The organism is Chryseobacterium sp. FR048 (assembly GCF_056844665.1).
Genome location: NZ_JBXDSE010000004.1, coordinates 287439 through 301166, shown reverse-complemented (window position 1 = coordinate 301166; position 13728 = coordinate 287439). Strand labels below are relative to the sequence as shown.

The window sequence follows — 13728 nt, the reverse complement described above, 5'->3', positions numbered from 1 at the left end:
AGAAATCATGGAAGATATTACAAACAGCTTTGGAACCTATTTTTACCCCTCAAGCGCATTGGTCTTTTATCAAAGCAACGGTGGCTTAAATGATACTTATGTCGAACACTTTGATATGGACAGTGATGGAGCGCCCGTTAATCCCCACCCCCTCACAATAGGTGAAGCAAAAAGGTTGGCGACAGCCCTAAATATTGATGAAGACAGTCTCACTCAGCTAAAATCAGATGGCATTTTACCCAATAACCTATTGTCATTTGACGCAAAATCCGCAACCATAATCTGGTATAGCAAATCTCAAAAAAGAGAACTTCTATTTTCTGAGGGGCTTGGAATAAAATCAGGAATGGCACAAACCCCGCCTTTGGTCTGGATGGCAGACCGAGAATCACTCCATGTCTATGCATTAGCCATCAATAGAAAACCAACAGCAAACACCGCCCTGCATTATGCGCCTTTTTTCAATGTATATGAAAGTGGTGAGGTCTGTATGGGAACAGTGGACATAAAAGCAACCGAAACAGGTTCCATAAAAGAGCTGATGACCTTATGGGAAAACTATTTTTTTAATAGCTATTTCTCCCACCTGATGGCTGACCATAATCCTGTTGACGGAAACTGCGTACTGCTGTGGGAAAGCTTAATCGGAACTGATACCATGTTCCCAACTGATAGACTTATCAAAAGCAATCAAAAACTTAAAGATATATTACGATGAGAACGCCAAAAACAAATGTCCACTTTTTGGACAATTATCTGCTAAGCCCAACAAACCCCATCCGTGTCAACGTAATCGGTGCAGGTGGAACAGGTTCAAAATTTATGACTGCGCTGATGGAAATCAACCACAGTTTATTGGAACTTAACCACCCAGGATTGGAGGTACATCTTTGGGATAACGATATGATAACCTCGGCAAACGTAGGTCGCCAAAGATTTGCAGAATCAGAAAAGGGACTTTATAAATCTCAGGCAATTATCAATAGGCTGAACCGTTGGTCGGGTACAAACTGGAAAGCCAAAACAGAAAAATTCCAAAGGGATGAAAAAGGAGAAATACCGCTCCATGCAGGTGCATCAATTTATGTATCCTGTGTCGATACCGTGGGTTCAAGATTTACGATTGCAGAAATATTACAGGAACTAAACAGCAAATACGCAAACCACAGGGATAAAGGAAGGTATTGGTTAGACCTTGGGAACACCAAATACACAGGTCAGGCAATACTGTCAACCATTGGAAAAATAGAGCAGCCCACATCAAAGAAATTCAAAACCTTTGATTCGCTTCCCTCCATTATTGTTGAATACGGTGATGCAATGCTCAGTTCTGAAAAAGAGGATAACACACCAAGCTGCTCGCTGGCTGAAGCTCTTTTAAAACAGGACCTTTTTATCAACAGCACCATTGCACAAATGGGAGCTTCCCTCCTTTGGAATATGTTTAAAACGGGAATGACAGAAAATAGAGGCTTCTTTTTAAATCTAAAGAATTTCAGAACTCAACCTATTTGCGTTGGCAGTTGAAAAACTGCCGGCGCCAAAATTCGGCTCCTCCTATGGTCGGAACCGAATTTTGGCAGAAAAGCGGTGCAACCAGTTTTAAAAATAGCACCCGCGGAGCCATTCCATTTTAAAAACCGCTTGCGGCTCGTTCATTATTTTGGTTTGTTTTCTTCTAACAACTAAATTCTGTTTATCAATTTATATTTTTTTCTAATTCTTTTATCAAAAGCCATTCCCACAAATTTGCCATGATTTTTAAAAAAAATCTATTTATAAAAGGGACTATTTTTAAAGTTTATAAACAATAAAAGCACCGACGGGTACTTTTTAAATTTCATTTAATGCTATGATTTTATATTTATCCAGCCTTCAAAAAATAAATTCTTAGGTATATTTTAGGCATTAATTTTATTTTAAAGTTTTCAGAAAAAAGCTGTATCGGTTGAATACTAATCTTTTATAGAGATAATCAAAGAAGTCAGGTAACGATTTGGTAACGGTGCTTATTGCTTTGCTTTTCAATGTGTTTCCGCTAGCTCACAACAAATATAAATAATTTTAAGTGTTATTTCACAATATCTAAATTCTAATTGCTTTAACAACGTCAGCTTGTTTACGAACTGACGTTGCATAATTAATAGAAAGCACTGTTCTTATTTTTTTACTTTTATTTCAATTTAATCTTTTTCTCAGCAGGGTCGTATTCGTAGTTTACTATATTTTCATTTAAAATCAATTGAATTGTTTCTTCGATTACTTCAAAAGGAACTACAAACCATTCTCTCGGATTTAGTCTTTGTCCTTTTTCATTAAACAAGTCAATGTCTAAACAAGCTTTTGCAAAAAATCTATGCAAAAGACCTTCTAGTTTGTCAGCATTTCTATTATAAACTTTGTAAGTCGCAATTTTCTGTACGTCCGCAAATAAATAGGTCGCTTCATTTTTTGCATTTTTTATTCTCTCATCTACTGAATTTCTGGCAAAACCAACTTTATATAAGTCTTTAATGTTTGCTATTTGAGTGTTGCTTGATTTTGATTTCAGTACATAAATCCAACCTGATTGTACATCTTCTTCCTTTACAAGTCCTGTATTGACAAATAAGTCTTGTTCGATTTTCTCATAAGTATTGGTAATCAATTTTCCGTTTTTTTGGATTTGCTTACCTAAGGAACGAAAAAGCATATTGCTGTAAGTTCCATTTTCAAAAATTGTTCTCGTACGCCCTTCTGTGCGAACTCTGTTTCCTGAACCTAATTCTTTTTCTTCTGTTTTCAAATTCGCAGATTCTAAGTACAAAAGAATGCCATCCATTAAATAAAAATCGCCTACGTGAAGATTTTTTTCAATGTTTTTAAACGGCTTTATCTTTCTTTTTCCTTCTTTGATTTCCTTATGTACTTTGAAAAACATTGCTTCATACTTCTCAAACTCTTTTTCTTTAATTGGCTTCCTTTGTGCAACAAAATCTGCATCAGCTCTCTCTTCTGGTTTTGGTGTGTGTTTGAATTTGAAAATGTCCAAATCCTTATCTGAATCTAATAAGCCAAGTTCATCATCTTCATTCAGAATATCATCAATTGTTGTTTTTTCCAATTCAACGTATCCCAATAAGTTATGCTTGTCAAATGGTTTTAGAATCTTCTTTTGAGATTCATTTTCTCTAAAGTTTTTCAATTTTGCCATCAAACCATATTCAGACATACTTGACTTATTTGGTTCTCTTTTGTTCTTATCAAAGAATCTGTTTATTTCTTCAAAGGAATCAATAAGTCTTTCTTCATCTGTTTTCACAGAAGAAGTTTTGGCTTTAGAATCTAACAAGCCAAAATCGTCATCATCAAAAATATCGTCTATAGTTAATTTCTTTTTAGCCATTTGCCAATGCTTTTTTACGTTTTAGTTCTCTCAAAAAAACTAGTGCTTCTGCCATTCTTTTCTCCTTATGGTCAAACGCTTGAATGTTTGGTTGTTCTCCATTATTATTCTTAACCCATTCTTTTATTTTTGGCCATAACAAAATCGCTTCTTCTTCGGTCATTTCAAATTTAGTAGACTGAATATGCTCGTCAATCAATTTTAAAACTTGGGTAGTTACCGATTTTGATAAAATTTCAAAAGCTTTTTGAAAAGGATTTACTTGGTCTATCAAGTCTATATGAATATCATCAATGTTTACAAAACTACCTGCCATTCTTATAAACTTCTTATCGCCTTGTTCTTCAATAGTACTATTTTTTATAACAGAATCAACAACTACGTGTTGTCTAACTGCTTCAATATCATCATCACTTAAGTCAGGATAAATTTCTCGAATGATTTTAGGGATTAGAACTGTATTAATAACCTCCGGTTCAACATTCCCCGGCATTGCTTTAAGCATCTGAGGATTTTGTAATAACTTTGCTTTTAAGTCATTCAGATCTGTTTCAATGATGTCTTTGGCTCTTTGTGAAGTGGGTAATTTAAAACCCCTAATTTTGATAGTTTTCTCATCATCTTCGTCTTCATCATCCTCATCTTTTTTTAGTTTGAACTTGAAGTTTGGGGCTAAAACTTGTTCCATAAGCAGAGATGCGGTAATGGCTTTTAACATATTGTTTACAGACAATTTCACATCATCATCTTGAGCATCAGGCTGAGCAATGAGGTTGGTAAATTGTGCGTGAGATTTGTTATTACTGTCTCTCGTAGCTCTACCTATAATCTGAATAATTTCTGTCAGTGAACCTCTATAACCTATTGTTAGAGCGTGTTGGCAATAAGGCCAATCAAAGCCTTCTTTTGCCATTCCTAAAGCAATAATAATATCAATGTCATCTACCGATTTCACTTCACGTAAATATCCACTTATTTTATCCCTCGATTTTGGATTGTCTTGAACTAAGTCTGCAACTTTTAAAATCTTGCCTGTTTTGTGACTTTTTATGTATATCACTCCCGTGATTTCGTCTTGATATTCTATTGTTCCCAAAACATCAATAATATGGTCAACTTCATCGTGTTTAAGCTTTGAAGATTCGGCAGAGTTTACACTCGGAATATGAATAATGGTTTTTTGATTCTCATCTAATATTTCTGCTAAGGCAGAAATTCCTGTTTCAGGATTTTTTTTGAAATATCTACCTGTATAAAAATGATAGCCAATCCCTAATGACTTTAAAAACTCATAACCGTTTAATTGTTGGTAATAAGTATAAGTTACTTTCGTAAATTTCGCTTCATCTTCTGGCATTAAAACTGGTACACTATCACCTCTAAAGTATGAACCTGTCATAGCAACAATATGAGCACTGGAATTTGCCATAATGCTTTTTAACACTTGCCCTAAGATATTGTCACCTTCTGCTGATACGTGATGAAATTCATCAATAGCAACCAAAGTATCATCCAACTTTTTCACGTCCAAACCATCAAATGCAAAACGCAAAGTGGCGTGTGTACACACTAAAATTTGTTCGTCAGATTCTAAAAAGTTTAAGAATGCCGTTACTTTGTTTTTCTCTTCGCCTGGCGTACATAGGTTGTATCTTGGATTGGGATTCCAATCGGCAAAAAAACCGTATTTTTTTAGTTCTGTTGTGCCAAAAGATGCTCCAATGGATTTTTCAGGAACAGCAACAATTACTTTTTTAATGCCTTGATGTTGCAATTTATCCAAGGCAATAAACATTAAAGCCCTCGATTTACCAGATGCTGGCGGTGCTTTAAGTAATAAGTATTGAGCAGTTCTCCCTTCGTATGCTTTTTCCTGCATTTCCCGCATACCTAAACGATTGGTACTTTTGCTTTTTCCTGTTTGGTCGTATGTTACGTGTACTATATTTGGCATTGGTTATTTCTTTTTCTTGTCTACTAATTTTCTCATTTCCTTATCAAAATCGGAAATATAATTTTGGTCTTGAATCACACGGAATTTATCATACTCACTTTCGGCTTTTAGCTTTGCTTCCAACATTGATATTTTGCCGTTGTCTTTCAAAATAGGATAATCTGCCAATTCCAAAAATTGGACTAAAAAGTTATCCCAATCCTTCATATTCATTACCTATCTGTTCCTTGCTCGGTTTTCTGCTAAGTCTAAGTAAGAAGTAACTATTCTTTCTAACGCTTTTAAATGTTCTACGTTCAAATAATTACATCACTTTTTAAAATCTTTCCGTCTGGGGCTTGTTTCCAAGTTTTTAAGCCCATATAAATCTTGGTAGCATCTGCTTCTGTATAATAATCTCGGCAGCCGTTTTCCCAGTTATTGCCCAATGTAGTTTGTTTTGAACCGAAGCAAAAAAGTGTTGGGTTATTTCCGATTTGTTGTCATAGTCAGCAGAAAGAGCGTAGATGTCTGTAATTTTTTGATATAAACGCCTTTCACTTAATCGAATCTCACGGATTCGCTCCAACATTTCTTCGAAATAATCTTCTCCAAAATGTTTGATTTGTTTCAATCGCTCATCATCCATAGCAAAACCTTTGATGATGTATTCGTGCAAAATTTCAGTCGCCCATTTTCTAAATTCAATGGCTCTTTGGGAGTTTACCCTGTAACCAACCGCTGTTATGGCTCTTAAATTATAGTATTTGGTTTTATAGGTTTTGCCGTCTTCGGCAGTGTGTCGGAAATCCCGACATACTGAAGCTTCATCCAATTCGGCATCTCCAAATATTTTTTTGAGGTGTTCGGTTATGGTTGAACGTCCTTTCTCAAAGAGTTCAGCTATTGTTTTTTGAGTTGACCAAAGCGTTTTGTTTTGATAAAAAACATCTATATTTACTTTACCATTTTCAGTTTTAAAAATAACAAAGTTGTTTATAGGCTGTAAATCGTTATTTTGATTTTCTTTGCTCATTTCACTGTCTTTTTTTCGTTTTCTTCTGCTTCGCAAAAAGCGTGTCTTTCTGCAACATTTCTTCGTACTGTTTAAACAAGTATTCCAAACGCTCGGTGTCGTTTTTGAAAGGTTGCAAACGGTAACATTGTTCTATAGCAGTATCTAATTCTTGATGTGCTTGTAGCAAACCTTTGGGCATTGTGGTTGGATTATACAGTTGTGACATTGTTTTGCTGGGATGTTTGGCTCGCTCATCTAATATGGCAAATACATAAAGGTTTAAATTTTCCTTTTGCTTGTTTGTAATGTCTGGAAACGGAAAGGTGTTGAAGCATATTGAAGAGGAGAATATATAGTCTGTTTTGAATCTTCCTCCAACTGCTTTTACCCAAACTAGCATCATTGTTGATGAAATTATACCAAACATATAAGGATCAAAATCATACACAGCTTGAGCTGTATTTGAAACTATATGATTTTCATCAAGAATTCCACACGGAATATAATTTCTTCTTACTGAAGTAATTGTTGGGACAATGATTACTTCTTTTTTAAAATAACGTACTTCACCAAATTTATGTGGAGATGAAGCTAACTTGTTGGTCGCTGACTTTGTACTATTTAATCGCATTATGGTAACAGCATCAAATCTTCTTTTAATTTCATCACAAGAAAAAATATTTTCTAAGTCATTATCATTTACCCATAAACAGTATTTACTATCCCCATCAATAAACTCTTTTGTTCCAACAAATGGTTTGATAATTTCCTTTGAGCTTGAACACTTTTCAATCAAATCATCTTTCTCTTTTTGAGACAACAAGAGATTCCCGCCATCTGTTGGCTGACTACCTTTCATCATGATTGGAAGTGATGAAATTGGTTTACTTCTTTTTGTTACAATAATATTTTTGGTGTCAGTCAAATAAGGATTTATATTTTTTACACTTTGCTTTAGATTTTGATTGTAAAGGAATTTCTCTGTACCGTCAATATTTCTTACTCCAATTATTACTACTGCGACTCCTGCATTTCCTTTGGCGTTGTTGGTCCATTTAAAAGATTGGTGTGCAAAGTCAATTTCTTGTCCTTTACTTAAAACTAATGGCCACAATAAGGCTACTTGTTCCCCTTGCGTTATGGAATTGGTCGTTACAAAAGCATATTTAGCTTTTGTATTCTGGATGTAATTGGTTCCCTTATAAAACCAACACGCTATGTAATCAAGTTTTTTATAGTTATTTACTCGTGAAAAGACAATTTTCATATCCTCCTTTTGAGTTTCGTCTTGTCGGCTATAACCCAAATAAGGTGGATTCCCAATCACATACACTTCGTCTGTTGAAGAAATTGGGCATACTTCATTCCAATCTCTTCTCGTAGCATTACCTTGTTTTATTTGCCCTGCTTCTTTTAATGGTAATATAGGTTTCGATTTTCCGTAATCAAACAATCGTTCTTCAAACACTTTGTTCATTTGGTGTTCTGCCAACCAAAGTGAGAGTATTGCCATTTCGTGGGCAAAGTCATCTATTTCAATGCCATAAAATTGTGAAAGCTGTATTTCAGTCCACTTTATAGTAGGACTTTGTCCTTCTAAATCTGTAATTTTCTCTAAAATATTGATTTCTAAAAGGCGTATTTCTTTGTAGGTAATAATCAAGAAATTTCCACTACCACAAGCAGGGTCAAAGAATTTGATTTTGGAAATTCTTTTGATGAGTGTTCTTAAATGGTTTACTGTGGTCGCATTTTCATACGCTTCGTAGAGTTCATCAAGAAAGAGAGGTTTAATTAGTTTTAAGATATTTTCTACAGAAGTGTAATGCATTCCTAAATCGCTTCGATATTCAGGAATTACTACTGCTTGTATCATTGACCCAAAAATATCAGGGTTAATATCTTTCCATTGTAATTCACCTAACTCAAGAAGCGTTTTTCTTGCTTTTGTGGTAAACAGGGGTGAGTTTATTTTTTGATTAAACAATCCTCCATTTACATAAGGGAATTTGGCTAAAAAATCTGGATAATCTTTTCCGCTTTCGCTATCTAAACGGGCAAACAAATCATCTAAAAACGTATGAGTGTCTCTTCCGTTTTCGGCAGTATGCTGAGCTAGTGTATTGGTAAAAATGCTGTCTTGATCAAATATCTCGGTATCTTCTGCAAAAAAACAAAACAACAAACGGGACAAGAAGATATTGAGGTTGTGAATACTTTCTTTTGAATTGTAGATACTCGGATTTTCATCAATCAACAAATCATACAAAGAAGCCATTTTGTAAGATGCGTTTCTGTCTGCTTCATTATTGTTGGAAGCGTTATAAACTTCGCTACCTGCTAATGGCAAAAAGAAATCAAAGTAATTGGGTAGCTCTTTTAATTGAATATCTAAGTTTTTACCTAATTTCAAGTCTTTAGCAACTATTTGTTTATTGTCGGTAAGAATTGCAAATCTAGGTTGATGTTTTAGGATTCTTTCTTCTTTTGCAACCTCTTCAATACTACTCAGCAGTTTGTTAGATGCTTCAATTTTAAAGAATATTTTCTTTTTGTATAGTATTTCTCCATCAACTTTGGATAAATTGTAGTCTCCTTTTTTTAGTCGTGTTACAGATGTTTTAGAAATGCCGTATGCAACCAGCAACTCAAAGACAAATTCTTCTTTTGAGAAGTTGTCAATCAGATTCTCAACGTTATGCTTTATTTCAGTTGATTTCATTAGTTATTTTGTTCAGGTTTGTTAGAAACTAGCAATTCTTTCACGTCTATGTCTAAAATATCCGCTATCTCCATTAAGGTTTCCAATCTCGGTTGTTGCCTGTTCTGAGCATAAGCGTTTACCATATTGTAGCTTTTTCCGAGTTTTTCAGCCAACCAAGTTTGCTTAATTCCCTTTTGTTCCAACACTTCCTTAATTCTGTTCATTGTAATTCGGTTTTGTACCTTTTAAAAGGTCTCATTGAATTGCTTTGCTTATTTCAAACGTTAATTTGTCTGTCGCTAAATTAGTAAAATTATTTAATGGTATCTCGAAAAACTGTGTATATAATGTGGTTATTTTGTTTAGCTATAGGAGGAAAGGGCTAAACCTATCATTGGCTTTTATGATGACGCAAAATGAACAAGAAAACAGAACAAGTCGATTATCTTTTTTGACGAGGATATTGCTTCTTTTTCTTCATACGGTTAGCAAACTGTTCTTCCTCGTAGTCCACGCCCTGTGTGTCTGACAATAAGTTGAACAATCCCAAATCGATACTTTGCGAATGTTCCTGTGGGATAAACTCAAAAAGGTCTTTTGTTGGCAAATCATCTATTGTATACGTTTTGGAAACAGGGCTATTCTGTATTTTCAGTTCAGGTTTGTTTCCGTTGTTCCACCAATCGTTAAATACATTTGCCGATAGGTTTCTATCCAAAGCTGAACCGTTCCAAACGCTACGGCTTCGGGGCATTCTTTTTAAGGTAGAAAAGCACCTTAAATGTTGATTTTTTTGTCGTTTCCATACTCACAATTCTTAATGATAAAATTAAACTTATGTGAGCTACGGAACAACATGAAAAATTGCGCAAAAATCTGAAATACAACATTTTGAATCGATTGTTTGCGATGTTTAAAAGTAACGTTTTAGTAACCTTACTTTTGCCAATCGTTGCTTTTTCCTGCTTTTTACCACATTACCAAAAAATCATAAAACGGCTGTAAAGCCTTTATTTACAACCGTTTTTCCTGTTTTCAATCTTTGATGTATATTTACTGAAAATTTATTTTAAAATCGATTTTCTGTTAATGTCAAAAATATCAATTTCATTTTCTTCTAACAATGTCTCTAAAGCATCGGAACCTTTTTGCTTAAATAATTCAAACTCAAGTTCTGATATCGGGATAGCAAGAAGGAAATGGACTTCTTCATTTTGTACCATAAAATCTTCAAGTTTATCCTCCCACAAATACGGTGTAGTAAAATAAACATGTTTCATTTCAGAAGTAGGGTAATACATTTCAACAAGTTTTTCAAAAACCACCCCTTCAGAAACCTTCCATTGATCTTTAATGCAAAAAAAAGCACTTGTGCTCAAAATATTCCCAACTTTATCTTGCGCCGAATATCCTGAAATCATTAATTCGTACTTTTTATCCCCTAAAGAATAGTCAGACAATCCTATTGTAGCATAAAAAAAAACATTTTTATCTAAAGGATCGGGACATTCCATAATGAAAATGGCATTCTCACCAGTATCATCTCCATATTTAATGACTTTTGGTTCTGTACCTATTAATGGGGAAAGCTTTTTATATAATTCCTTTTGTCTTTCTGTTGGTTTCATCTATAAAAGCATTTTAAAAAATAACTATCAAATATTAGGGTTTCAGCTGGCAAAATGTAATAAAAAAGCTACCTAAGAGGCAGCTTCCATTATATCACTAATACCTATTTAAGAGTATTTGTCTTTTTATTCGATCTTGCCTAAAGCTTGTGCAACGATGGATAAATGCTCTCTTAATTTAACTTTTTGTAAATTTTCTACTTTTTCCGGTCCCCCGAGCCCTAGAATAGGCACGTAACCATAACATTCATCTGATTCAACTTTTCCAAGTCTTTCTTTCGCTGGTTCGTAATTATCTAATAATAATTCTTGAGAGAAATATTCCCAATCAGTCATTATCGAATTGAACAAAACATTAACTTTTCTTCCAATCACCTTTGAAACGCCATGACGGATGTCAATATAAATCACACTTCCACCCTCATACGAATATAATCCCCCAAAAGCATCCCTAGCAAAACAAATTGATGGTTCGTGGACAGGAACATAAATTTCCTTTAAAATAGGATCAAATTGCACCGGATCAACTACCCAAAAAAAACTATCCATATAACTTCCTGCACCGTTCGAAATAAAACTGAAAAGCTCATCCGGTAAAAAGCTTTTTACTTGTTCAAGGTGATCATTTGGCAACTCGACTTTATGCTCAATATTTCCGTATTCTTCAATAAATTTTTCAAACATGAAATCTTTTTTACTATAACAAATATGATCATTTAAGCCTACTACGGTAAAGTTCGACGTTTAAATATGACTTTAGCACTTTTATCCGCATACAAATTATCCACATCATGCATCGTTTCTGTCTTGTAAACTTACAATGCCAAAATAAAGCCGACAATTTAGCGGCTTGTATGTTTTAATTATGTGGAATCGTGAATTTCTTACTCAATTTTACCCACAGTCTGTGCTATCAGAGAAATGTGTACTTTTAAATTAACTTTATCCAAATTTTCAGATTTTTCAGCACCTCCTAATCCCAGTAATGGAACGTAGCCAAACGATTCCTCAAAATTTAAATCACCTAGTCTTTTTTTGGCCGCTACAAAATTCTTCCCTGAAAGATCCGAATCAATATAAGATGAATCTGTTAAATCTTCAAATAAATATTTTAATCCTGATTCTAATACTTTAGATATCCCGTGCCGATAATCTAGTAAAACAGTATGACTATTCTCCCAAATAATCAAGTCTGACAAACCAGTTGCAAACATAACAATCGGATTTTGATAGACCGGGCTATAAGAATCATCTAGAATATTAGCAAATTCATCAGGATTTACAACTTTTAAATAGCCGTCCATAAAAGATCCAAAACCATACTCTTTCCAGAAAGTAATTAGCACTTCTGGTAAATGATTCTGATACTTTTCAATGGTTTCATTCGTAGGTTTTTCCTGTATTGTGTAATCAGGATACTGTTTAAAAAATTCTTCAAACATATTTAATATTTTGCTTTTACAAATATAACTATTTCCAATGAGTTACGGGTATAAATGAACATTCAAATAAGTACTTTTCCTCTCTGCCTCAGACATTTTTTCTGCCGCATCTCTGACACTTTTATCCAATTCGTCTATCCGTGTTTTCCATTGACTTCCAAGACTGGAATTAACTCTCTTATCACCTAGACCAGTAACTTTATCACCAAAGCCACCAGCAATCTGATCAGGGTCATGCAGTGCTGCCTTATCCTGCATAAATTCATCAGCTTTCTTCTTCGCTTCCTCTCTGGTGAAGCCTTGATCTCTAAATTCTCTCACCTTATTGCTATGTGCTTCCTCTCTAAATCTTTTCTGAGCTGCACTACCTTCTGCTGATCTTCCATTTTTTAAATATTCATCCCTATTCTTCAAAAAATCGTCTACACTTAGTTTATTTAAACCTTCTTGTTGTCCTTTTAATTGTCGGATGAACTCATCTAAATCATGCTCTAGATTTTTTAAAAATGGATTTGTTAACTTAAATTTGGGTAGCATACTTCTTGTCACTACAGCTGCTATATCATCCGCTTCTTTCTTTGCTAATTGCTCTAAGGTTTCTGCTATACCCCTTTTTGCACCAGCTTCCAATGCTTCTTTACCCGCTTTTTCAGCTCCAGCCTCGGCAACTTCCTTTACAGTTTTTTCAACAACGACTTCTGCACCTTCTTTTAATGCTGTCTTACCTGCGGTAGCTGCCACCGAGCCACCAGCAGTGTACACAGCTGCAACAGCATCTGGTATAAATTCTCCAACTGTAGTACCGATCTTCCGAGGATTTTTAGCGATCCATTCGCCCGTATCCTGAGCTCCCTTGACAATATCATTTCCAAGCTTGTCCCAATTCTCTTCCTTGGAAGCCCAATCCCATGTTGAATTTGCTGCTTTTTCTAGATTCCCCGGTGTCGTACTCCATTTGTATGCCTCATTAAGTCCTTTAGTAGTCGCCTCATACCCCTCTTTCACCATTCCTCCTAAAGCTTCGGCAGTACCTACCGGGTCTTGCCCAACCTGATAGATTACTTCCCCAAGCCCGACTACTCCATTCACCGCCCCTTCAACTAATCCCGTTCCAAGATCATCAAACCAATCCTTAGCCCCTGCAATAGGTTTCATCCAGTCAGGAATCATCTTATCCCTTTCAGCTCGATTTTCTTTTGTTTTTTGTTCAAGCCAGTCAAATCCTTCTTTGATGTAATCGCTGGGCATCTTCCCTTCTCCTATACCATAAGCAACGGCGGAAGCCCTATCAAAAAATATACTGATCTTACCTCCAAAAATACAATTGCAGGTAGAATCTTCTAGAAGCATCCTGTTTCCATTAATTTTTACACCATCCTTCGGATTATCCCATTGCAAGGTAGTAGGTAAACAGGTTACACCCGTAGCCCATTTTGCAGGACAGGTACAAAGTCCCATTGGTTTAAGGTGAAAGAAAGGCAACTTATCTGCTTCGGTTGCCATTGGCACCGCATAAATAGTCGTATTTTTGTTAAAGCTAACCCGTAATGTCGATGGGCTCGTTCCTTTATCGCAGGCGAGAAAAGCACCCTCTGGCACATACTTTTTTGCCATGATC

13 protein-coding genes are annotated in these 13728 nt (G+C 35.1%); 2 read left to right on the top strand and 11 right to left on the bottom strand.

Going from position 1 to position 13728, the window contains the following annotated elements:
• The first annotated feature begins 7 nt into the window (after nt 1-7).
• Together AC106K_RS13850 and AC106K_RS13845 are read left to right on the top strand one after the other, a co-directional pair.
• The gene (locus AC106K_RS13850; protein WP_123871776.1) at nt 8-718 is read left to right on the top strand and encodes a PRTRC system protein B; all 711 of its coding nucleotides are present in this window, start codon (nt 8-10) and stop codon (nt 716-718) included.
• Nucleotides 715-1527 carry a PRTRC system ThiF family protein gene (locus tag AC106K_RS13845; RefSeq protein ID WP_123871777.1) on the top strand — a complete coding sequence of 271 codons (813 nt, stop codon included), beginning with the start codon at nt 715-717 and terminating at the stop codon, nt 1525-1527. The genes AC106K_RS13850 and AC106K_RS13845 overlap by 4 nt, the downstream gene beginning before the upstream one ends.
• A 646-nt stretch (nt 1528-2173) precedes the next feature.
• Here AC106K_RS13845 and AC106K_RS13840 read toward each other — a convergent pair.
• The 11 genes from AC106K_RS13840 to AC106K_RS13790 all read right to left on the bottom strand — a co-directional run bounded on the left by AC106K_RS13840 (nt 2174) and on the right by AC106K_RS13790 (nt 13724).
• A complete protein-coding gene (locus tag AC106K_RS13840; RefSeq protein ID WP_123871778.1) occupies nt 2174-3385 on the bottom strand; it encodes a GIY-YIG nuclease family protein in 1212 nt (403 codons plus the stop codon).
• Nucleotides 3378-5339 (bottom strand): DEAD/DEAH box helicase, encoded by a 1962-nt coding sequence (locus AC106K_RS13835; protein WP_123871779.1) that lies wholly within the window; start codon nt 5337-5339, stop codon nt 3378-3380. The genes AC106K_RS13840 and AC106K_RS13835 overlap by 8 nt, the downstream gene beginning before the upstream one ends.
• Before the next feature lie 3 nt (nt 5340-5342).
• Nucleotides 5343-5552: a RhuM family protein gene (gene rhuM, locus AC106K_RS13830; protein WP_310468412.1), complete on the bottom strand. Its 210-nt coding sequence runs from the start codon at nt 5550-5552 to the stop codon at nt 5343-5345.
• 139 nt (nt 5553-5691) lie between these two features.
• Nucleotides 5692-6354 (bottom strand): RhuM family protein, encoded by a 663-nt coding sequence (gene rhuM, locus AC106K_RS13825; protein WP_310468414.1) that lies wholly within the window; start codon nt 6352-6354, stop codon nt 5692-5694.
• Nucleotide 6355: 1 nt separating this feature from the next.
• The gene (locus tag AC106K_RS13820; protein ID WP_123871780.1) at nt 6356-9058 is read right to left on the bottom strand and encodes a class I SAM-dependent DNA methyltransferase; all 2703 of its coding nucleotides are present in this window, start codon (nt 9056-9058) and stop codon (nt 6356-6358) included.
• The gene (locus AC106K_RS13815; RefSeq protein ID WP_059333863.1) at nt 9058-9264 is read right to left on the bottom strand and encodes a helix-turn-helix domain-containing protein; all 207 of its coding nucleotides are present in this window, start codon (nt 9262-9264) and stop codon (nt 9058-9060) included. The genes AC106K_RS13820 and AC106K_RS13815 overlap by 1 nt, the downstream gene beginning before the upstream one ends.
• A 218-nt stretch (nt 9265-9482) precedes the next feature.
• The gene (locus AC106K_RS13810) at nt 9483-9794 is read right to left on the bottom strand and encodes a hypothetical protein (RefSeq protein ID WP_228459660.1); all 312 of its coding nucleotides are present in this window, start codon (nt 9792-9794) and stop codon (nt 9483-9485) included.
• A gap of 310 nt (nt 9795-10104) precedes the next feature.
• Nucleotides 10105-10668, bottom strand: coding sequence for a suppressor of fused domain protein (locus AC106K_RS13805; protein WP_123871781.1), 564 nt, complete (start codon nt 10666-10668; stop codon nt 10105-10107).
• 126 nt (nt 10669-10794) lie between these two features.
• Nucleotides 10795-11352: a T6SS immunity protein Tdi1 domain-containing protein gene (locus AC106K_RS13800; RefSeq protein WP_123871782.1), complete on the bottom strand. Its 558-nt coding sequence runs from the start codon at nt 11350-11352 to the stop codon at nt 10795-10797.
• Between the two features lie 200 nt (nt 11353-11552).
• Nucleotides 11553-12110: a T6SS immunity protein Tdi1 domain-containing protein gene (locus AC106K_RS13795; protein WP_123871783.1), complete on the bottom strand. Its 558-nt coding sequence runs from the start codon at nt 12108-12110 to the stop codon at nt 11553-11555.
• A 42-nt stretch (nt 12111-12152) separates the two neighbouring features.
• The gene (locus AC106K_RS13790; protein WP_123871784.1) at nt 12153-13724 is read right to left on the bottom strand and encodes a polymorphic toxin type 15 domain-containing protein; all 1572 of its coding nucleotides are present in this window, start codon (nt 13722-13724) and stop codon (nt 12153-12155) included.
• Nucleotides 13725-13728: the final 4 nt, after the last annotated feature.

Coding starts and splice junctions, on each gene's coding strand:
- AC106K_RS13790 (WP_123871784.1), bottom strand. CDS start 13,724: ATGGCAAAAAAGTATGTGCCAGAGGGTGCTTTTCTCGCCTGCGATAAA.
- AC106K_RS13850 (WP_123871776.1), top strand. CDS start 8: ATGGAAGATATTACAAACAGCTTTGGAACCTATTTTTACCCCTCAAGC.
- AC106K_RS13840 (WP_123871778.1), bottom strand. CDS start 3,385: ATGGCTAAAAAGAAATTAACTATAGACGATATTTTTGATGATGACGAT.
- AC106K_RS13810 (WP_228459660.1), bottom strand. CDS start 9,794: ATGCCCCGAAGCCGTAGCGTTTGGAACGGTTCAGCTTTGGATAGAAAC.
- AC106K_RS13845 (WP_123871777.1), top strand. CDS start 715: ATGAGAACGCCAAAAACAAATGTCCACTTTTTGGACAATTATCTGCTA.
- AC106K_RS13815 (WP_059333863.1), bottom strand. CDS start 9,264: ATGAACAGAATTAAGGAAGTGTTGGAACAAAAGGGAATTAAGCAAACT.
- AC106K_RS13835 (WP_123871779.1), bottom strand. CDS start 5,339: ATGCCAAATATAGTACACGTAACATACGACCAAACAGGAAAAAGCAAA.
- AC106K_RS13795 (WP_123871783.1), bottom strand. CDS start 12,110: ATGTTTGAAGAATTTTTTAAACAGTATCCTGATTACACAATACAGGAA.
- rhuM (WP_310468412.1), bottom strand. CDS start 5,552: ATGAATATGAAGGATTGGGATAACTTTTTAGTCCAATTTTTGGAATTG.
- AC106K_RS13820 (WP_123871780.1), bottom strand. CDS start 9,058: ATGAAATCAACTGAAATAAAGCATAACGTTGAGAATCTGATTGACAAC.
- AC106K_RS13800 (WP_123871782.1), bottom strand. CDS start 11,352: ATGTTTGAAAAATTTATTGAAGAATACGGAAATATTGAGCATAAAGTC.
- AC106K_RS13805 (WP_123871781.1), bottom strand. CDS start 10,668: ATGAAACCAACAGAAAGACAAAAGGAATTATATAAAAAGCTTTCCCCA.
- rhuM (WP_310468414.1), bottom strand. CDS start 6,354: ATGAGCAAAGAAAATCAAAATAACGATTTACAGCCTATAAACAACTTT.